The 20156-nt window shown below is 72.1% G+C and carries 14 protein-coding genes; 3 read left to right on the top strand and 11 right to left on the bottom strand.

Annotation, left to right across the window (positions count from 1 at the left end; genetic code table 11):
* Window positions 1-247: 247 nt before the first annotated feature.
* From OG556_RS22050 to OG556_RS22005, 10 genes are all read right to left on the bottom strand, one after another.
* On the bottom strand, window positions 248-1636 hold the full coding sequence (locus OG556_RS22050; RefSeq protein ID WP_371518629.1) for a cytochrome P450: 1389 nt from the start codon (window positions 1634-1636) through the stop codon (window positions 248-250).
* A 90-nt stretch (window positions 1637-1726) separates the two neighbouring features.
* Window positions 1727-2317 (bottom strand): ATP/GTP-binding protein, encoded by a 591-nt coding sequence (locus tag OG556_RS22045; protein WP_350881092.1) that lies wholly within the window; start codon window positions 2315-2317, stop codon window positions 1727-1729.
* Window positions 2292-2666 (bottom strand): DUF742 domain-containing protein, encoded by a 375-nt coding sequence (locus tag OG556_RS22040; protein WP_350881090.1) that lies wholly within the window; start codon window positions 2664-2666, stop codon window positions 2292-2294. The genes OG556_RS22045 and OG556_RS22040 overlap by 26 nt, the downstream gene beginning before the upstream one ends.
* Complete coding sequence (locus OG556_RS22035; protein ID WP_350881088.1) at window positions 2663-3073, bottom strand: roadblock/LC7 domain-containing protein; 411 nt, start codon at window positions 3071-3073, stop codon at window positions 2663-2665. Before OG556_RS22035 ends, OG556_RS22040 begins: the two co-directional genes overlap by 4 nt.
* Complete coding sequence (locus tag OG556_RS22030; protein WP_371518626.1) at window positions 3070-4389, bottom strand: ATP-binding protein; 1320 nt, start codon at window positions 4387-4389, stop codon at window positions 3070-3072. Before OG556_RS22030 ends, OG556_RS22035 begins: the two co-directional genes overlap by 4 nt.
* Before the next feature lie 422 nt (window positions 4390-4811).
* Window positions 4812-9758, bottom strand: coding sequence for an NAD-glutamate dehydrogenase (locus OG556_RS22025; protein ID WP_371518624.1), 4947 nt, complete (start codon window positions 9756-9758; stop codon window positions 4812-4814).
* Window positions 9759-10041: 283 nt separating this feature from the next.
* Window positions 10042-11667, bottom strand: coding sequence for an L-glutamate gamma-semialdehyde dehydrogenase (pruA, locus tag OG556_RS22020; protein WP_371522810.1), 1626 nt, complete (start codon window positions 11665-11667; stop codon window positions 10042-10044).
* A 150-nt stretch (window positions 11668-11817) separates the two neighbouring features.
* Entirely contained in the window at window positions 11818-12477 is a 660-nt protein-coding gene (locus OG556_RS22015; protein WP_371518622.1) for an HAD family hydrolase, read from the bottom strand.
* Between the two features lie 85 nt (window positions 12478-12562).
* Entirely contained in the window at window positions 12563-13072 is a 510-nt protein-coding gene (locus tag OG556_RS22010) for a hypothetical protein (protein WP_350881082.1), read from the bottom strand.
* A 90-nt stretch (window positions 13073-13162) separates the two neighbouring features.
* On the bottom strand, window positions 13163-14329 hold the full coding sequence (locus OG556_RS22005) for a patatin-like phospholipase family protein (protein ID WP_371518621.1): 1167 nt from the start codon (window positions 14327-14329) through the stop codon (window positions 13163-13165).
* 360 nt (window positions 14330-14689) lie between these two features.
* Here OG556_RS22005 and OG556_RS22000 point away from each other — a divergent pair, with 360 nt between their 5' ends.
* Window positions 14690-15130 (top strand): Rv3235 family protein, encoded by a 441-nt coding sequence (locus OG556_RS22000; RefSeq protein ID WP_063349159.1) that lies wholly within the window; start codon window positions 14690-14692, stop codon window positions 15128-15130.
* A gap of 149 nt (window positions 15131-15279) precedes the next feature.
* Here OG556_RS22000 and secA read toward each other — a convergent pair whose 3' ends face one another.
* On the bottom strand, window positions 15280-18042 hold the full coding sequence (gene secA, locus OG556_RS21995; RefSeq protein WP_371518620.1) for a preprotein translocase subunit SecA: 2763 nt from the start codon (window positions 18040-18042) through the stop codon (window positions 15280-15282).
* 242 nt (window positions 18043-18284) lie between these two features.
* On the opposite strand from secA, the gene OG556_RS21990 reads away from it, so the two are divergent.
* Window positions 18285-18857: a GNAT family N-acetyltransferase gene (locus OG556_RS21990; protein WP_371518619.1), complete on the top strand. Its 573-nt coding sequence runs from the start codon at window positions 18285-18287 to the stop codon at window positions 18855-18857.
* A gap of 56 nt (window positions 18858-18913) precedes the next feature.
* Window positions 18914-20137, top strand: coding sequence for a winged helix-turn-helix domain-containing protein (locus tag OG556_RS21985; protein WP_371518618.1), 1224 nt, complete (start codon window positions 18914-18916; stop codon window positions 20135-20137).
* The last annotated feature ends 19 nt before the right edge of the window (window positions 20138-20156 follow it).

The raw sequence follows: 20156 nt of genomic DNA, 5'->3' as shown, positions 1-20156 counted from the left end.
GCGGCGCGGCGGTCGACCGCCGTTCCGTCCGGGCGCTCCGGGTCTGCGGGGCGGGCTTCCAACGTGGCGGTCACACGGGGCTCCTTACGCGCGGGCGGGCAGTACGGCGGCGATCTACCCAGCAACAGCGCGCTCAAGCGTCGATCCGTGTTGCCCCCGTCACGTACCCGCACCGCCGTCGGACCCCGTTCACACCGCGTTGGCGGAACGGCTTCCGACGGCGCGTCGGATCGGAGCCCAGGCCGTGTCAGACCCGGAAGACGTCCAGGAAGGCGCTCCACCACCCCTTCTTCTGCCCGGCCCGGCCCGGCGCGGGGGCGGTGGCCTGCGGGTACGCCTGCGTCGCCTCGGGGCCGCCGACCGGCGATCCGCCCGGCGCGGTGTCCGCACCCGCGGCCGGCCGCGTGGTGCGGGCGGGCGCCGGGCTGAACCGCACCGGCAGCGAGACCAGGCCGCGCTGGAACGGGCCCGGCCGCCACTCCACGCTCTCCGCGGGCACCGCGAGCGTGACGTCCGGGAGGGCGTTGAGCAGGCACTCGATCGCGCTCAGGGCGATCAGCTGGGCCGGGGACTTGGCCGGGCACGCGTGCGGGCCGGCGCCCCAGGCCAGGTGGGCCCCCTTGCTGAGGGTCAGCCGGGCGTCCGTCAGCGCGGGGTCGCTGTTGGCGGCGGCGAAGCTGATCACCACCGGGCTGCCCGCGTCCATCGGGACCCCGCCCACGTCGAGGTCCTGCATCGGGTAGTGCGTCGCGTAGTTGGCGATCGGCGGGTTGTTCCACAGCACGTCGTCGAGGGCGTCCTCGATGCGCATTCCGGAGCGGCCCTCGCCGGACAGCAGCAGGAGCAGCGCGTTGCCGATCAGGTTGCGCTCGGGCTCGACGCCGGCGCCCATCAGCATGACCAGCTGGTCCTTGAGCTCCTCGTCCCGCAGGCCGGCCGGGTGCTGGATGAGCCACGAGGTGATGTCGTCGCCGGGCTGGCGGCGCTTCAGCGCGACCAGGTCCATCAGGCAGGCGGTCAGCTCCTCGTTGGCCTGGATCACGTCGAGGCCGTCGAAGAGCGCGGACATGCTGCGGGTCAGCCGGTCGCCGATGTCGGCAGGGCAGCCGAACAGCTGGTTGAACAGCAGCAGCGGCAGCAGCTTGGCGTAGTCGTTGAGCAGGTCGGCCCGGCCCAGCGGACTGAACTGGTCGATCAGGTAGCCGGCTATCCGCTCGACGTGCCGGTTGAGCCGGTTGTCGTTGAGCCGGCCCAGGCTCTCGGTGACGGCCTTGCGCAGCCGCAGGTGCTCGGCGCCGTCCGTGAAGAGGCAGTTGGGCCGGTAGAACATCATCGGCAGGACGGGGCTGTCCAGCGGCACCCGTCCCTCGTTGAGCGCCGCCCAGCGCCGCGAGTCCCGGGCGAACATCCCCGGGTTCTGCAGCACCCGCAGGGCGGCCTCGTGCGAGGTGACCAGGGTGGCCTCGACCCCCGGGGCCAGCTCGACCGGCGCGGCAGGGCCGTTGGCGCGCAGCTTGTCGTAGACCGCGCCGGGGTCGGACGAGAACATCTCCCCGTAGAGCGGTGTGCTCACGCCGACGTGCATCGGGCAGCCCTGCGGAGGCGACTGCGGGCCGGGTCGCTGCGGAGAATCCATGGGTCGTTCCTTGGAGGTGGCCCCGGGCGGGTGCGGACCCGGGAGGCGTGAGGGGAGGGAGGCGTGGGGGAGGTCAGGAGTCGCGGGGGGTCAGGAGGCGCGGTCGAGCAGGTGCCGGACGAGCGTCAGCAGGGCGTTGGCCGAGGAACGCTGGTCCCGCGCGTCGCAGAACACCACCGGGGTGTGCGGCAGCAGGTCGAGCGCCTCGCGCAGCTGGTCCTCGGTGTACTCGTCCTGCCGGTCGAAGCTGTTGACCGCCACGGCGTACTCCAGGCCGTACTGCTCGATCAGGTCGATGACGGGGAAGGTGTCCGCGAGGCGGGTCGGGTCGGCCAGCAGCAGCGCTCCCAGCGCGCCCCGCGCCATGTCCTCCCAGAGCTGCATGAACCGCTGCTGCCCCGGCGTGCCGAACAGGTACAGCACCAGGTCGTCGCCGAGCGTCAGCCGGCCGAAGTCCAGGGCGACGGTCGTGGTCTTCTTGTCCGGTACGCCGCGGAGGTCGTCGACGCGGATGGACGCCTGCGTCATGCTCTCCTCGGTGCTCAGCGGGGCGATCTCCGACAAGGCCCCGATGAGCGTGGTCTTGCCGACCGCGAAGTGCCCCACGACCAGGATCTTGACCGCGGTCGTCACCGCGCCCGGGACGTAGATGTCCTCAGGCGAACCGGCGTTGAAGTCCATGCAGTACCTTCTCTAGAAGTCTCGGATCCGGGGCCTGGGCCGGGGGCGGGGCCGACCGGCACAGCAACCGTCCCTCATGGATCAGGTCCGTCAGCAGCAGCCTCACGACCCCCACCGGCAGCTCCAGTCGGGCCGCGACCTCGGCCACCGAGAGGTAGCCGCCGGAGCACAGCTCCCAGATCGCCCGGGTCTCCGGGCTCGGCAGGGCAGGGAGGTCCTGCTCGGGCGCGACGGTGACCAAGGTGATCAGAGACAGGGCTTCCGCACTCGGTAACTCGCGCCCGCCGGTGATCACGTAGGAGCGGATGAAGCCGCCGGTGACCCGCTGTTCCTCGCCGCCGGCCGTCATGAGCCGCTGAGCGTGCTCTGGCGCGGCGCCGCCGACATCGCCCGTCCGAGCGCGCCCACCTGCTGCTGCATCCGGAAGGACATCGCCTCCATGTCGACGTCGGGGGCGGTGGAGGCGGCCAGGTACGCGCCGCTGCCGGCCGCGATCAGGAAGATCCAGCCGTGGTCGTACTCCAGCAGGGTCTGGCGCCAGACCCCGGCGCCTGCTCCGTCCCCGCCGACGAACGGGGCGACCGCGCGGCTCAGCGACTGCATCGAGCTCATCGCGGCGGCGTTGGTCTCCGCCTCGTCACGGCCTATCTCGCTGGACCGTTCGAGCAGGAGGCCGTCGGCGGAGACGAGGATGGCGTGCCGGGCGCCGGGGACCTGGAGTACGTCGTTGAGCACCCAGGAAAGATCGCGGCTCACTGGATCTCGGTTCCTTCCGTGTTCGTGGTGTTGCGCCCGGACAGCGTGCCGCGCTGGAACGCGCCGAGGCGGGACGGCGTGTTCTGGCCGGGGCTCCGCACCGGCGCCTCGGCCCGGCCGGGGTCCTGCGGGGAGGGGAGCACCGACACCGGGCGGTGACGGCGGCGGCGGGGCAGCTGCCCGTCCGCGGTCATCTCCGGTTCCGTCACCGCCGCCGCCGGCACCGGGGCCAGGGGCGCCGCCGGTTCGGGCAGCGACACGAGCCGCTGACCGGGGGCCTGCGCCCAGGCCGGCGCGGGCTGCTCCGCCGGCGGGGCCTGGTAGTCGCCGCGCGCGCCCTGGTGGTCACCGTGCGCGGCCTGGTGGTCGCCGTGCACGGCGGTGGCCGGGGCCGGGGCCGGGGCCGCGACCTCGCTGCTGAGCAGCTCGGCCGGCAGCAGCACCACGGCCCGCACGCCCCCGTACGGGGAGACCGAGTCGACGGAGACCCGGAAGCCGTAGCGGGCGGCCAGCATGCCGGAGACGGCGAAGCCGAACTTCGGGGGGTTGCCCAGGCTGGTGAGGCCGATCGGCGCGCCCGGGTTCAGGAGCACCGCCGCGCGGTCCTTCTCCTCCTGGCCCATGCCGAGGCCGGCGTCGTCGACGATCAGGCAGACGCCCGTGGGGACGGCCTGGACGCTGACCTCCACCGGGGTGTCCGGGGCGGAGTAGTTGGTCGCGTTGGCGAGCAGCTCGGACAGCACGACGGCGACCGGCTCGACGACCTTGCTGACGAGCGCGACGCTGACCTGGGAGTGGATCCGCACCCGGTCGAAGTGCCGGATCCGGCCCTGGGCGCTGCGGACCACGTCGTAGACCGAGGCGACGCTCTCACGGCGGCCCAGCCAGCCGCCGCAGAGCACCGCGATGCCCTGGGCACGCCGGCCGAACTGGCTGTTCGTGTGGTCGATCGTCATCAGGTCGGCCAGGATCTGCGGGCTGTCGCCGTACTTCCGCTGCACCTTGTCGATGACGACCTGCTGCTCGTCGGCCAGGCCCTGCAGCGTCCGCATCGCCGCCTTGAGGACGGCCTTGGTGTCCTCCTCGGCGTCGCGGCGGACGTCCGTCAGTTCGGACGCGTGCTGGCTCCGCAGGTGGTCGTGCAGCACGGCGAACTCGTCGCGCTGCCGCTGAGCCAGGGCGCCGGCCTCCTCCAGGGAAACGTTTCGCCGCCGCAGGGCGAGGTTCGTCCTGCGGGCCTGGAGGGCCGCTCCGACGGCTACGAGCATCACCACGATGAAGACCCAGAAAAAGGGTTCCTGCACAAATGACGTCATGAAACTCTCTTCAGGTGGCACCGTGTGGAGCCGGTCCGGGCCCCGAGGCGCGAATGGGACTGGCGGCCTGAACCCCCTCCGAAAGACACCTGATGTCACATCACATCGCGGTGCTTTCCGGCACGGGACCTGCGGCGACGCCTATCGCGGGGTCAGCCTACTGCAACTCCTGGCAGGTCAGAACAGCTACCAAAAAGGGCAGTTGGGGCGAAGTTCCACGCCCGACCGGGAACTCCGTTGGGACTCGGCGGACTTCGTAGCGCGACGTTAATCGCCAGGACATATCCCGACCATGCCCCGGCTCGTGCGCAGCGTGACGGCTCCGTCACCATCCGGAACCCGCCGCCCGCTGACCGGCCACGAAAAGGCGGCGGGCCCGCGTCCGTGGACGCGGGCCCGCCGCCTTGCTGTGCCGTCGGCCGTCAGCGCATGGAGCCCGTGCGCAGGAGGGTGCGGATGACGCGCATCGCGACCGAGAGGCTGGACAGCTCGTAGTTGTCCGAACCCCTTATGTCGTCGAGGGTGCTCTTGGCGCGGTTCAGCAGGGTGGAGTTGAGGTCCGCCCAGGCGGTGTAGCGCTCCTCGGGGGTGGCGCCCTCGGGGCCGCAGGCCAGGATGTCGGCGGTCAGCGCCGCGTGCGCCGCGAAGAGGTCCTCGCGGATCGCGGCCCGGGCCATGGACGACCAGCGGTCGGTGCGGGGCAGGTCGATGATGCGGTCGAGCAGGTGCGAGATCTGCAGGCGGTCGCCCAGGTCGTAGTAGAGCTCGGCGACCTCGGCGACGTCCTTGCCGGAGCGGTCCGCGACCTCGGTGATGTCCAGGGTCGGGAAGACCGAGGACAGCCCGGCGATCCGGGTGACCAGCTCGTCCGGCACGCCGGCCGCGGCGAGCTCGCCCTGGATGCCCTCGAACCAGGTCAGGTCCTCGCCGCGCAGCGGCTTGGGCAGCGAGCCCCAGACCTGGCTGACCCGGTCGTGGAAGAACTCGATGGTGCCGGCGATGTCGAGCGGCTGGCGGCGGTTGTTGAGCATCCACCGGGTGGCGCGCTCGACCAGGCGCCGCGAGTGCAGCCGCATCTTGGTCTGGATCCGGGCCGGGACCTTGTTGTCCAGGCCCTCGATCTCGGCCCAGATCTCCTCCAGGCCGAAGACGGCCCGCGCGGCGGTGTGCGTCCGGGCGATCTCCTCGTAGGTCGCGCCGGTCTCCTCCTTCAGGCGGAAGGCGAAGGTGCAACCACCGCGGTTGATCGTGTCGTTGACGATCAGCGTGGTGATGATCTCGCGGCGCAGCGCGTGGTTGTCGATCGCGTCGGCGAACTTCGCCCGCAGCGCGCTCGGGAAGTAGTCGTGCAGCACGGTGCGGAAGTACGGGTCGTCCGGCAGGTCGGTGGCCAGCAGCTCGTCGGCCAGGATGATCTTGGTGTACGCGAGCAGGACGGACATCTCCGGCTGCGACAGGCCGCGGCCGCCCTGCTGGCGCTCGCGGATCTGGCGCTCGGCGGGCAGGAACTCCAGCCCCCGGTCGAGCCGGCCGGCCCGCTCGAAGCGGTTGATCATCCGGGAGTGGACGTTGACCATGCTGTGCGCCTGGGCGACGGCGTTGGCCAGCACCACGTTCTGCGCGTAGTTGTTGCGCAGCACCAGGTGGCCGACCTCGTCGGTCATCTCGGCGAGCAGGACGTTGCGCTGCTTGACCGTCATGTCGCCGTCGGCGACGACCTGGTTGAGCAGGATCTTGATGTTGACCTCGTGGTCCGAGGTGTCCACGCCGGCCGAGTTGTCGATGGCGTCGGTGTTGATCCAGCCGCCGGCGCTCTCGGGGCCGCCGACCGCGGCGTACTCGATGCGGCCGAGCTGGGTGCAGCCGAGGTTGCCGCCCTCGCCGATGACGCGGGCCCGGACCTGGTCGCCGTTGACGCGGATGGCGTCGTTGGCCTTGTCGCCGACCTCGGCGTTGGTCTCGGTGGAGGCCTTGACGTAGGTGCCGATGCCGCCGTTCCAGAACAGGTCGACGGGCGCCTGGAGGATCGCCTTCATCAGCTCGGCCGGGGTGAGCCGGCTGTCCTGGACGCCGAGGGCGGCCCGGACCTGCGTGCTGAGCTGGATCGACTTGGCGGTGCGCGGGAAGACGCCGCCGCCGGCCGAGATCAGCGACTTGTCGTAGTCGTCCCAGGAGCTGCGGGGCAGCTCGAAGAGCCGGCGCCGCTCGGCGTAGGAGGCGGCGGCGTCCGGGTTCGGGTCGAGGAAGATGTGACGGTGGTCGAAGGCGGCGACCAGGCGGATGTGCTCGCTGAGCAGCATGCCGTTGCCGAAGACGTCGCCGGACATGTCGCCGATGCCGATGACCTTGAAGTCCTCGGTCTGGGTGTCGACGCCGAGCTCGCGGAAGTTGCGCTTGACCGACTCCCAGGCGCCGCGGGCCGTGATGCCCATGCCCTTGTGGTCGTAGCCGGCCGAGCCGCCGGAGGCGAACGCGTCGCCCAGCCAGAAGCCGTAGGACTCGGCGACGCCGTTGGCGATGTCGGAGAAGGTCGCGGTGCCCTTGTCGGCGGCGACGACGAGGTAGGTGTCGTCCTCGTCGTGGCGGACGACGTCGGCCGGGTGGACGACCTCGCCGGCGACCAGGTTGTCGGTGATGTCGAGCAGCGCGGAGATGAACGTCTTGTACGAGGAGATGCCCTCGGCCAGCCAGGCGTCCCGGTCGACCGACGGGTCCGGCAGCTGCTTGGCGACGAAGCCGCCCTTGGCGCCGACCGGCACGATGACGGTGTTCTTGACCATCTGCGCCTTGACCAGGCCGAGGATCTCGGTGCGGAAGTCCTCGCGCCGGTCGGACCAGCGCAGACCGCCGCGGGCGACCTTGCCGAAGCGCAGGTGCACGCCCTCGACCTGCGGCGAGTACACCCAGATCTCGAACGCGGGGCGCGGGGCCGGCAGGTCCGGGATGGCCTTCGGGTCGAACTTCATCGACACGTAGGAGTGCCAGTCACCGGAGCCGTCGTGCTGGAAGAAGTTGGTCCGCAGGGTGGCCGTGATGAGGTGCAGGAAGGAGCGCAGGATGCGGTCCTCGTCCAGCGAGACGACCTCGTCGAGCGCGCCGGACAGCTCCTCCAGGATGCCCTCGGTCAGCTCGCCGGAGCCCTGCTGGTGGCTGGGGCTCAGCCGGGCCTCGAACAGGTTGACCAGCAGCCGGGTGGTGTGGGTGTTGTTGCGGAGCGCGTCCTCCATGTAGTCCTGGGAGAACGTGGAGCCCGCCTGGCGCAGGTACTTGGCGTACGCGCGCAGCACCGTCGCCTGGCGCCAGGTCAGCCCGGCGGTGAGGACCAGCTCGTTGAAGCCGTCGTTCTCGGCCTTGCCGGTCCAGGTGGCGGCGAAGGTCTCCTGGAAGCGCTCGCGGGCCTCGTCGGTGAGCTCGGTGGCCTCGCGCAGCTTCAGGCCGAAGTCGTACACCCACGCGGTGGTGTCGTCGGAGCGGCGCAGCGCGTACGGGTGCTCGTCCAGCACCTCGACGCCCAGGCGCTGGAGCACCGGCAGGACCTCGGTGAGCGAGATCGGGCCGCCGACCCGGTAGACCTTGAAGCGGCGCTCGTCGTCGCCGGCGCCGACCGGCTGGTACAGGTTGAGGCGGAAGTCGCCCTCCCCGTGCAGCGACTCGATCTGCTTGATGTCGGCGACGGCGGTGCGTGGCGGGAAGTCGGCGCGGTAGCCGTCGGGGAAGGCGTTGGCGTACTTGTGGCCGAGCTCGGCGGCCTTCTCCTCGCCCAGTTCGGTGTGCAGCTGGTCGTGGAAGCCGTCCATCCAGAACCGGGCGGCCTCGGCGAGGCGGTTCTCGATCCGCTCGATGTCGGAGTCGGTGAGCTGCGGCAGTTCGGTGCCGGGGGCGACGCGGACCACGAAGTGCAGACGGGTCAGCACCGACTCGGTGGCGTACACCGTGTAGTCGATGGTGGCGCCGTTCAGCTCCTCCTTGAGGATGTCGGTGAGCAGCAGCCGGATCCGGGTGGTGTAGCGGTCGCGCGGCAGGTAGATGAACGCGGAGAAGTAGCGCCCGTACTCGTCCTGGCGCAGGAAGAGCCGCAGCTTACGGCGCTCCTGGAGGTACAGCACGCTGGTGGCGATGGAGATCAGCTCGGAGGCCGCGGTCTGGAACATCTCGTCCCGCGGGAAGGTCTCCATGATCTGCAGCAGGTCGCGGCCGTCGTGGCTCTCGCTGGAGAAGCCGGAGCCTTCGAGCACCTCCTGCACCTTGCGGCGCACGACCGGGATGCGGGTGACCGACTCGGTGTAGGCGGCGGAGGAGAACAGGCCGAGGAAGCGGCGCTCGCCGATCGGCTCGCCGGCGGCGTTGAACTTCTTGACGCCGACGTAGTCCAGGTAGGACGGGCGGTGCACGGTGGAGCGGCTGTTGGCCTTGGTGAGGACGAGCAGCTTCTTCTCGTGGGCCTTGGCGCGGACCGGCGCGGAGAGGCGGCCGAAGGCCTCGCTGGCCGGGTGGTGGTGGTCGTCGTGGCCGCGCGGGTCGGAGCGCAGGATGCCGAGGCCGGTCCCGGCGACGGCCTTCAGGACCTCCTCGCCCTCGTGCTCGACCAGGTCGTACTCGCGGTAGCCGAGGAAGGTGAAGTGGTCGTCGGCGAGCCAGCGCATCAGCTCCCAGGCCTCGCCGACCTCCTGCTCGGGCAGGCCGGTCGGGGGCTCCTCGGCGAGCTCGTCGGCCAGGCGCAGCGCGCTCTCGCGCATCTTGCTCCAGTCCTCGACGACCTCGCGGACGTCGCCGAGCACCCGGCGCAGGTCGGCCTCGATCGCGCGCAGGTCGTCGCGGTCGGTCTCGCGGTCGATCTCGATGTGCATCCACGACTCGACGGTCGCGTCGGCGGGCCACTCGGTGCCGGCGGCCTGGCTGCGGGAGCAGGCGTCGACGTCCAGGATCTCCAGCAGCTTGCCGGTGATGTCGCGGCGGACGACCAGCTGGGGGTGGATCACGACGTGGATGGCGCGGTCCTGGCGGGACAGCTCGTTGGTGACGGAGTCGACCAGGAAGGGCATGTCGTCGGTGACGACCTCGACCACGGTGTGGCCGCAGGACCAGCCGTTCTCCTCGACCGAGGGGGTGTACACCCGCACCTCGGCGGTGCCCTGCGGGCGCTTGAGGCCCAGCCGGTAGTGGGAGGCCGCCGCGCCGTAGACGTCGACCGGGTCGCGGTCGACCAGGTCCTCGGGCGCGGTGTGGAGGTAGTAGTGGTGCAGGTACGCGGTCAGAGCGCCGTTGCTCAGACCTTCCCCCGGCGCCGCTCCCCCCACCTGGCTGTTCTCAGCGGCTGCGGCTGCCTTCTTGAGCAGGTCGGCCTTGGCTGCGTCCAGCTTGGTCTGCATGACTTCTTGGCTCCTGTCGCGCGCCGTTGCGTGACTCGGTGGTGTGTGGGTGTACACCGACGGGTCACTCGCAATCCTGCCGCACCTTCCAACTGAAAAGGCTTCATGGCGCGCATGAAATACCTTCGCAGTGGGTAGGACGATTCGTCCTGCGGAGCCACCCGACGACGCCAGCCAGCCTAACCGGATCAATCGAAGGTGGACAGGGACAGGGAGGCGCAAACCCGCAGGATGATCGGTCCGTCCTGGACACCATGTCCAAACCGGAGCCCCCCGTTCACTCTCAGCCCATGTGCGGGTACCGCAGGTCGGTGGGGGGAACGAAGGTCTCCTTGATCGCGCGGGCCGAGGTCCAGCGCAGGAGGTTCTGGGCGGAGCCCGCCTTGTCGTTGGTCCCGGAGGCCCGTCCGCCGCCGAAGGGCTGCTGGCCGACGACCGCGCCGGTCGGCTTGTCGTTGATGTAGAAGTTCCCGGCGGTGAACCGCAGCGCCTCGACCGCCTGGGCGATGGCGTAACGATCCTGCGCGATCACCGAGCCGGTCAGGCCGTACGGGGCGCCGGAGTCGACCCGGCGCAGCACGTCCTCCCAGCGGGCGTCCTCGTAGACGTGGACGGCCAGGATCGGACCGAAGTACTCCGTCCGGAAGATCTCGTTGCGGTAGTCGGAGGAGACCAGGACGGTCGGCCGGACGAACCAGCCGATCGCGTCGTCGTACTGGCCGCCCGCCGCCAGCTCGATCGTCGGATCGGCCTTGGCCCGTTCGATGGCGTCCCGGTTCTTCTCGAACGCGCGCCGGTCGATGAGGGCGCCCATGAAGTTGGAGAGGTCGGTGACGTCGCCCACCGTGAGCGCGTCCACCTCGGCCACCAGCTCGTCCTTGATCTTCTGCCAGAGGCTGCGCGGCAGGTAGGCCCGGGAGAGCGCCGAACACTTCTGGCCCTGGTACTCGAACGCGCCGCGGACCAGCGCCGCCTTCAGGATCGCCGGGTCGGCCGAGCGGTGGGCCAGCAGGAAGTCCTTGCCGCCGGTCTCGCCGACGATCCGCGGGTACGTCCGGTAGCCGCCGATGTTGGCGCCGACGGTCTGCCAGAGCGACTGGAAGGTGGCGGTGGAGCCGGTGAAGTGCAGCCCGGCGAGCGCCGGGTCGGCGAGGGCGACCGCGGACAGCTGGACGCCGTCGCCGGTGACCAGGTTGACCACCCCGGGCGGCAGACCGGCCGCCTCCAGCAGCCGCATCAGGTAGTGCGCGGCCAGGGTCTGGGTCGGCGCGGGCTTCCAGACCACGGTGTTGCCCATCAGCGCGGGCGCGGTCGGCAGGTTGCCGGCGATCGCGGTGAAGTTGAACGGGGTGATCGCGTAGACGAAACCCTCCAGCGGGCGGTGGTCCACCCGGTTCCAGACGCCCGGTGCGGAGACCGGCTGCTCGGCCAGGATCCGCCGGGCGAACTGGACGTTGAACCGCCAGAAGTCGATCAGCTCGCAGGCGGAGTCGATCTCGGCCTGCTGCGCGGTCTTGGACTGGCCGAGCATGGTGGCCGCGTTGAGGGTCTCCCGCCAGGGCCCGGCCAGCAGGTCGGCGGCCCGCAGGAAGACCGCCGCCCGGTCGTCGAAGGACAGCGACCGCCACTGCCGGCCCGCCGCGAGCGCCGAGTCCACCGCCGCGCGGGCGTCCTCCCGGGTGGCGTTGCCGAGCACCCCCAGCTTGGCGGCGTGGTGGTGCGGCTGGACGACGTCGATCCGCTCACCGCCGCCGAACCGCTGCTCGCCGCCGATGGTCATCGGCAACGGGATCTGCTCGGCCGCCAGCTCGTCCAGCCGCCGGACCAGCCGGTCCCGCTCCGGGCTGCCGGGCGCGTACCCCAGCACCGGCTCGTTGACCGGTAGGGGCACCTCGGTGACTGCGTCGATCGGCATGGCGGCTCCGTCCTGCTGACTGCTCCGGTGGGAGGGCCCGATCCACCGGACAGGCCCTGGTCCAGCCTGACCAGCGGCCGCGCGATCCGCCCGCTCAGACACGCGGACGGCGGACGTGGCGCCCGCCACGCCCGCCGCGGCCGGTCAGCCCCGCCCCAGCCGCCCGGCCAGCTCGACCGCCTCCGCCAGGCTGTCCACCACCGGCACCCCGAGCGGCTCCAGCTTCTCCCGGGTGTGCGAGCCGCCGGTGTAGAGCACCGCGTGCGCGCCCGCGACCAGCGCCGCCCGGGCGTCGTCCGCGGCGTCGCCGATCAGCACCGTACGGGCAGGGTCCACCCGCTCGCCGAGGGCGGCCAGGTGCCGGGCCAGCTGCTCCGCCTTCTGGCCGCCGGACGGGCCGCTGCGGCCGTCCACCCGCAGGAACCGGCCGGTCAGGCCGAAGGCGTCGACCAGCGGCAGCAGCTTCTCGTGCTCGTACATCGACAGCAGCGACTGGCTGTGCCCGGCCTCCCGCCAGCCGTCCATCAGCTCGTGCACGCCGTCCGTCAGCCCGCAGGCCGGGCTCAGCTCCCGGTAGCGGTCGTGGAAGGCCTCGTCCAGCCGGAGCCACTCCTCCTGGGACGGCATCCGGCCGAGCAGCCGCTCGTAGAACCGGGGGATCGGGATCTCGTACTGCTCGCGGTACTCCAGCATGGTCATCGGCCCGACGCCGATGGTCGCGAACGCGGCGTTGCTCGCGCCGAGCACCGCCTCCATGTCGTGGAAGAGCGTGCCGTTCCAGTCCCAAACGATGTGTGTAGCCACGCCCGGAACGGTAACCCCGACCACCGACACGCCGGTAGGACGGGGCTCACGCACCCCGCTGCCCCGCTCGGGCGCGACCGGCCGGTCAGGCCAGCAGCGCGGAGATCTCCTGGGTGGCGAACCAGAGCAGGTCGTGGTCCTCGGCCCCGTCCACGGTGAACTGGGCGTCCTGGTCGCCCGCGTCGGCCGCGGCCACCGCCGCCACCGCCGCCGCGACGTCCTCGACCACCTCGCCGTCGGCGACGTCCGCGTGCACCGCCGCCGCCTTCGCCAGCGGCAGCGGGCCGGCCAGCACCACCCGGCCGAGCGAGGCCTGGTCCTGGTACTCGTCGCCGGGGAACGGCCGGACGGCCGAGTCGGCCACGTCCAGGGCCACCACGACCCGGCGGCGCGGGGCGTCCGGGTCGGCGGCCAGCAGCCGCAGGGAGGACTGCGCGGCCCGGTTCAGCGCCGCGTACTCCAGCTCCTCCAGGTCGTCGCTGACGTACCACTCGCGCAGCGCGGGCGTCACGGCGTAGGCCGCGGACTGGTCCAGGGCACCACCCGGGTGCGCCGCCGCCAGGCCGTTCAGGGTGGTGGGCACGTACACGCGCATCGGTGGCACTCTCCGGTTCGTCCAGCGGCACAGCTTCCAGCGCCCCAAGAATAAGCGCCGCCGGGCCGGGCGTGATCACCTCGGCCCGACTCAGCGGGCGGCCCGCAGGGCCTCACCGCACGTGCGCAGGGCGCTCTCCAGCACCGCGTCGCGGCGGGCCGGGTCCATCATGTTCGGGCCCATCACGGCCAGGTCGGCCGGCGTCGGCGCGAGCATCCGCACCCGTACGCCCTCGGCCCGCAGCAGCACGGCCTCGCGCAGCAGCTGCCGGGTGACGGCGCGGCGGTAGCGGCTGACCAGCTGGGCCAGCACGCCGCGCGGGCGGTCCCGGGCGCGCCACTCGCGCAGCGCGGCGAGGGAGCCCGCGAGCCCGCTGGTGCCGGCGACCCCGCCGGCGTCGGCGCCTTCGGCACGGTCGGCGCCTTCGGCACGGTCGGTGCGGTCGGTGCGGGGGCGCAGCCGCAGGGCCATCGGGGCGAGCACGTACACCTCGTCCAGGCCGCGGCCGAGCAGCAGGTCGGCGTTGGTGGCGGACCAGCAGCCGCCGTCCACGTACGCCGAACCGTTCAGCCGCACCGGCGCGAACCAGCCGGGGATCGAGCAGGAGGCCATCACCGCGTCGGCGACCGCGACCGCCGGGGCGTCCGGGTCCCCGAAGACCACCCGGCGGCCGCTGCGGTAGTCCACGGCCGCCACCCGCAGCACCGCGGCCCCGGCGCCGGCCTCGCCGTCGGCGCCCGGCGGCGGCCAGCCGCCCGGGCCGAGCAGGCCGCGCACCAGCTCGCCGACCGGGGCCAGCGAGCCGCGGCCGGGCGGCGCCATCGCCGACACCATGGTCAGCAGCGGGTACTCGCGCGGGTGCCGCACGGCGTCCCGCAGCAGGCCGGGCGAGCCGATGCCCGCCCCGGGGCGGGGCGGCAGCGCGCCGCCGGCGGCCGTGTCGTAGTCGAAGTCCACCCCGGCCAGCGGGCCGTCGGTGATCGGCAGGCCGCGCTGGTGGTCACGCAGTTGCTCGGTGCGGACCCCACCGGCCAGCATCGCGCCGAGGATCGAGCCCGCCGAGGTGCCGAGCAGCACGTCCGCGCGGCCCGGCCGCCAGCCGGTGGCCTCCTCGACGGCGCAGAGCGCGCCGACCGTCCAGGCCGCGCCGAGCATCCCGCCGCCGCCCAGCACCAGGCCGCGCCGGGGTGCGTCCCCGGTCGGCGGGGCGGTGCCCGCGGCTGCCGGAGCCGGAACCGCCGCTGCCCGTGTCGTCATCGCGGCCGCCCCTCGTCGTGGGTGCGGTCGTGGCCGCCCGGCCCCGTCCCGCTCCGCGCGGTTCCCGATCAGGCTCCGATGGTGCGCGCCGACGGCCGGGCACCGCAACGGGGGCGGCGATCCGGGCCACCCGGTCCGGCGCATCGAACCGTCCTCTTTCGGACCGTACGGCCCGTCCACGCACGTCAATCGGGCACCGCACGACCGCGCGCCGGGCCCGGCACCGCACTGATCGATTCACTCGGATAGGTGAACTTGCCGGTCACTCCGGGAGCAGCGGCAAAAGCCCTTGCCGCCCGACGCGGCCCACCGCTAGCAAGGACCCGTCCGCACCCGCACCACCGTGTCGAGGAGCCCGCCGTGACCGCACCGCTCACCGCCCGCCCGCACCGTCGGCCGCGCACGACCGCCGCCCACGACCCGGCCGGGCGCCGCCCGCGCCACCCCCGCGCCGCCTGCACCGGCCCGGGCGGCCACGACCCCCGGGCGCTGGCCTCCCGCTTCGCCCACCAGCTGGTCGAGGTGCTCACCGGGGCCCGGCCCTCCGGCCAGCTGATGCGGCACACCAGCCTGGACGGCTACGGGCAGCTCGCCTCCCTGGTCCGGGCCGGAGCGCTGCGCCGCGGCGGCGCCGCCGACCGGCCCCGGCTGGGCCCGGTGCACGACCGGTCGCCCTCGCCCGACGCGGTCGAGGCCTGCGTCCGGGTCGACCTCGGCCGGCGGCACCACATGGTGGCCTTCCGGCTGGAGCAGCGCGGCCAGGCCGGGCAGTGGCAGTGCACCGCCGTGGAGGCCCGATGACCACGACCGTCGCGGCGACCACGGCCGTCACAGCGGCCAAGGCGGCCAGGGCGGCCACAGCGGCCCCCACGACCGCGTGGCGGACCGGGACGGCACAGGGCGCCGCCCCCGTCCGGGAGCGGCGCCCTGTGCGGCGTCCTGCGGCCTGCTCAGCCCTTGCGGCGGCGGCCCTTGGCCGACTTCGCGGCCTTGCGGCGCTCGGCGCGGGTCAGCCCGTCGCCCTCGTCCTCCGGCGCGAGGTCATCGAAGTCGCCCTCGATGACACCGCCGCCGACCTCGTCCGAGGGGGCCGTGTAGTGCAGCCGCTGCGGCTTCGGGGCCTCCAGGCCCTTGGCCTTGATCTCCGGGCGGGCGGCGTCCTTCTCCAGCTTGTCGAGCAGCACCTCGGCGTCCGCGACCGGGACCTCCTCGACCTGCTGCTCGACCTGGACCTCCAGGTTGAACAGGTAGCCGACGGACTCCTCCTTGATGCCCTCCATCATCGCGGTGAACATGTCGAAGCCCTCGCGCTGGTACTCGATCAGCGGGTCGCGCTGCGCCATGGCCCGCAGGCCGATGCCCTCCTGGAGGTAGTCCATCTCGTAGAGGTGCTCGCGCCAGCGGCGGTCCAGCACCGACAGCACGACCCGGCGCTCCAGCTCACGCATGATCTCGGCGCCGAGCTGGTCCTCACGGGCGCCGTACTGCGCCTGGATGTCCTCCTGGACGACCTTGACCAGGAACTCGGAGGTCATCCCGGAGGGGCCGCCGGCCTCCTCCTCCAGCTCCTCCAGGTCCAGGGTGACCGGGTAGAGCTGCTTGAGCGCGGTCCAGAGCTTCTCCAGGTCCCAGTCGTCCTCGAAGCCCTCGCCGGTGGCCGCCTTGACGTAGGCCTCGACGGTGTCGTCCATGAAGTGGCCGACCTGCTCCTGCAGGTCCTCGCCCTCCAGCACGCGGCGGCGCTCGCCGTAGATGACCTCGCGCTGGCGGTTCAGCACCTCGTCGTACTTGAGGACGTTCTTGCGGATCTCGAAGTTCTGCTGCTCGACCTGGGTCTGCGCGGAGGCGATCGCCCGGGTGACCATCTTGGACTCGATCGGCACGTCCTCGGGCACGTTGGCCATCGACAGCACGCGCTCGACCATGCCGGCCTTGAACAGGCGCATCAGGTCGTCGCCCAGCGACAGGTAGAAGCGGGACTCGCCCGGGTCGCCCTGACGGCCGGAGCGGCCGCGCAGCTGGTTGTCGATCCGGCGGGACTCGTGCCGCTCGGTGCCCAGCACGTAGAGGCCGCCGGCCTCCTTGACCTCGTCCTGCTCCGCCTTGACCGAGGCCTTGGCCTTCTCCAGGGCGGCGGGGAACGCGGCCTCGTACTCCTCCGGGGTCTCGGTCGGGGTGAGCCCGCGCTGCGCCAGCTCGGCCGCCGCGAGGTGGTCGGAGTTGCCGCCGAGCATGATGTCGGTACCGCGGCCGGCCATGTTGGTGGCGACGGTCACGGCGCCCTTGCGGCCCGCCTGCGCGACGATCTGCGCCTCGCGCTCGTGGTGCTTGGCGTTCAGCACCTCGTGCGGGATGCCGCGCTTGCGCAGCTCCTGCGAGAGGTACTCGGACTTCTCCACCGACACGGTGCCGACCAGCACCGGCTGGCCCTTCTCGTGCTTCTCGGCGATGTCCTCGACCACGGCGGCGAACTTGGCCGGCTCCGACTTGTAGATCAGGTCGGGCTGGTCGATGCGCAGCGGGTTCTTGTTGGTCGGGATCGGCACCACGCCGAGCTTGTAGATCTGGTGGAACTCGGCGGCCTCGGTGGTGCCGGTACCGGTCATGCCGGCGAGCTTGTCGTACAGGCGGAAGAAGTTCTGCAGGGTGATGGTGGCCAGCGTCTGGTTCTCGTTCTGGACCTCCACCCCCTCCTTCGCCTCGATCGCCTGGTGCATGCCCTCGTTGTAGCGGCGGCCGGCCAGGATGCGGCCGGTGTGCTCGTCGACGATCATGACCTCGCCGTTCATGACGACGTAGTCCTTGTCCGCCCGGTACAGCTCCTTCGCCTTGATGGCGTTGTTCAGGAAGCCGACCAGCGGGGTGTTCACCGACTCGTAGAGGTTGTCGATGCCGAGGTAGTCCTCGACCCGGGTGACGCCCTCCTCCAGGATGCCGACGGTGCGCTTCTTCTCGTCGACCTCGTAGTCGCGGTCGATCTTCAGGCGCAGCACCAGCTTGGCGAAGTCGGCGTACCACTTGGTCGCCTGGTCGGCCGGGCCGGAGATGATCAGCGGGGTGCGGGCCTCGTCGATGAGGATCGAGTCGACCTCGTCGACGACCGCGAAGTTGTGGCCGCGCTGGACGAGTTCGTCCTTCGACCAGGCCATGTTGTCACGCAGGTAGTCGAAGCCGAACTCGTTGTTCGTGCCGTACGTGATGTCCATCGAGTACTGGTGCTTGCGCTCGGCGGGCGTCATGTTGCCGAGGATCACGCCGACTTCGAGGCCGAGGAAGCGGTGCACCCGGCCCATCCACTCCGAGTCGCGCTCGGCGAGGTAGTCGTTGACGGTGATCAGGTGGACGCCCTTGCCGGTGAGCGCGTTCAGGTACGCGGGCAGGGTGCCGACGAGGGTCTTGCCCTCACCGGTGCGCATCTCCGCGACGTACCCGTGGTGCAGAGCCGCGCCGCCCATGAGCTGAACGTCGTAGTGCCGCTGACCGAGCACCCGCTTGGCGGCCTCGCGCACCGTGGCGAACGCCTCGGGGAGGATGTCGTCCAGGGTCTCGCCGTCCGCGAGCCGCTGCTTGTACTCGTCGGTCAGCGCGCGCAGCTCGGCGTCGGTGAGGTTGACGAAGTCCTCTTCGATGGAGTTGACCTGGGCAGCAATCCGCTGCAGCTTGCGAAGGATCTTGCCTTCGCCGGCGCGCAGGATCTTGTCGAAGACGGACACTTGGGCGGGCTCCTTGCCTGTATTGGCACTGGACGACTGCACGGCGGGTTCACCCCACCGCACGGGCCATCGTATGCGAGGAGTCCAATGCCCCGGGAGGTGCGTCAGCACGGTATTCCCGTGTCACCCGCGCGAGCACTTGATCCGATAGCACCGCCCACCGGGACAAACCGGTCAGCGGACCGAGGGGTCGGCCCGATATTCGGATGCCCGAATTCCTCTCTCCACGGAATAATCCGCCCATGGAAGAGCCCCCCACCGTCACCCTCACCACGGACCGCCTCGTCCTGCGGGCCCCGCAGGAGTCGGACATCGACGCCGTCTTCGCCGCCTGCCAGGACGCCGAGATCCAGCGCTGGACGGTCGTCCCGAGCCCGTACCGACGCGAGGACGCCGAGTACTTCGTCCGCGACCTCGCCGCACAGGGCTGGCGCACCGGCGAGAACCGGATCTGGTGCGTGTTCGAGCGCGGCTCCGACGCCCTGGTCGGCACCCAGGGCCTCGTGCTGCGCCACGGCGACCCGGGCTCCGCCGAGGTCGGCTGGTGGGCGACGAAGGAGTTCCGCGGCCGCGGCTACACGGTCGAGGCCGCCCGCGCGGTCGCCCGCCACGGCCTGGTCGAGCTCGGCCTGCGCCGCCTGGAGTGGCAGGCCTACGTGGGCAACGAGGGCTCCCGCGCGGTGGCCGAGAAGGTCGGCTACCGCTTCGAGGGCACCCTGCGCTCGTACGCCGAGCGGCGCGGCACCTTCCACGACGCCTGGGTCGCCTCGCTGCTCGCCTCGGACCTCCCGGACCTCCCGGACCTCCAGCGCTGACCACCGCCCCGGCACACCCCCAACGGCTGTCGGTACCCCGGACTACCCTCGCCGACATGACCGCCCTGCCTGCCGCCGACTCCCCCGCCGGCCCGCCGCCCGTCACCGCCCTGAGCGCCGACGAAGCCCGCCGGATCGCCCTTCGCGCCCAGGGCCTGCTCGGCGCGCCGGACCGCCGGGCCGGGGTGCGCGGGGTGCTGCGGCACCTGGGCGCCGTCCAGCTGGACACCATCTCGGTGCTGACCCGCTCGCACGAACTGGTGCCGTACGCCCGGCTCGGCGCGGTCGGCCGCCCGGCCGTCGAGGCCGCGTACTGGGGCGCGGGCACGAGCTTCGAGTACTGGTCGCACGCGGCCTGCATCCTGCCGGTCGAGGAGTGGCCGCTGTTCGCGTTCCGGCGCCGCCGCTACCGCGAGCGCGGCCACCTCTGGGGCCACCAGGTGACGCCCGAGACGTACCGGCACGTGCTCGACAAGCTGCGCGCCGAGGGCCCGTTGACCTCCACGGAACTGGGCGGCGCCAAGAAGACCGCCGAGTGGTGGGACTGGTCGGACACCAAGATCGCGGTGGAGCGGGCGCTGGCCTTCGGCGACGTGGTCTGCACCGAGCGCCGGAGCTGGAAGCGCGTCTACGCGCTGGCCGAACAGGCCATCCCCGACCCGCTGTTCGGTCAGGACCGCACCGACCGGGAGTGCGTGCGCACCCTGGTCGCCCAGGCCGGGGCCGCACTCGGCGTGGCCACCCGGGCCGACCTGCTGGACTACCACCGGCTGCGCGCCGAGGAGCTGGACCCGGTCCTCGCGGACTGCGGGCTCGTCCCGGTCGAGGTGGCCGGCTGGGGCCCGGGCGGCGCCGCGGCGGCGGCCTGGGCCGACCCGGCCGCACTGGCCACCGCCCCGCGCGGGCGTCACCGCACCACGCTGCTCTCGCCGTTCGACTCGCTGATCTGGGACCGCGCACGCACCGAGCGGATCTTCGGCATGACGCACCGGCTGGAGGCCTACACGCCCAAGCACAAGCGGGTGCACGGCTACTTCGCGATGCCGCTGCTGGCCGGCGGCCGGCTGGCGGGCCGGGTCGACCCGGCCCGGGAGGGACGCACCCTGGTGGCCCGTCAGGTCTCGCTGGCCGGCGACCGGGGGCACGGCGCCCGGCACGTCGAGGCGCTGGCGGCGGCCCTGCGCGAGGCGGCCGCCTGGGTGGGCTGCGACGCCATCCGGGTCGAGACCCTGCCGGACGAACGGCTGCGCCCGGCCCTCGAGAAACTCCTCGCGAGCTAGGGCACAAAGCGCAGCCGGG

Source organism: Kitasatospora sp. NBC_01300 (assembly GCF_041435235.1).
GTDB lineage: Bacteria > Actinomycetota > Actinomycetes > Streptomycetales > Streptomycetaceae > Kitasatospora.
The sequence above is the reverse complement of the archived record's forward strand: the minus strand, read 5'-3'. Positions and strand labels throughout refer to the sequence as shown.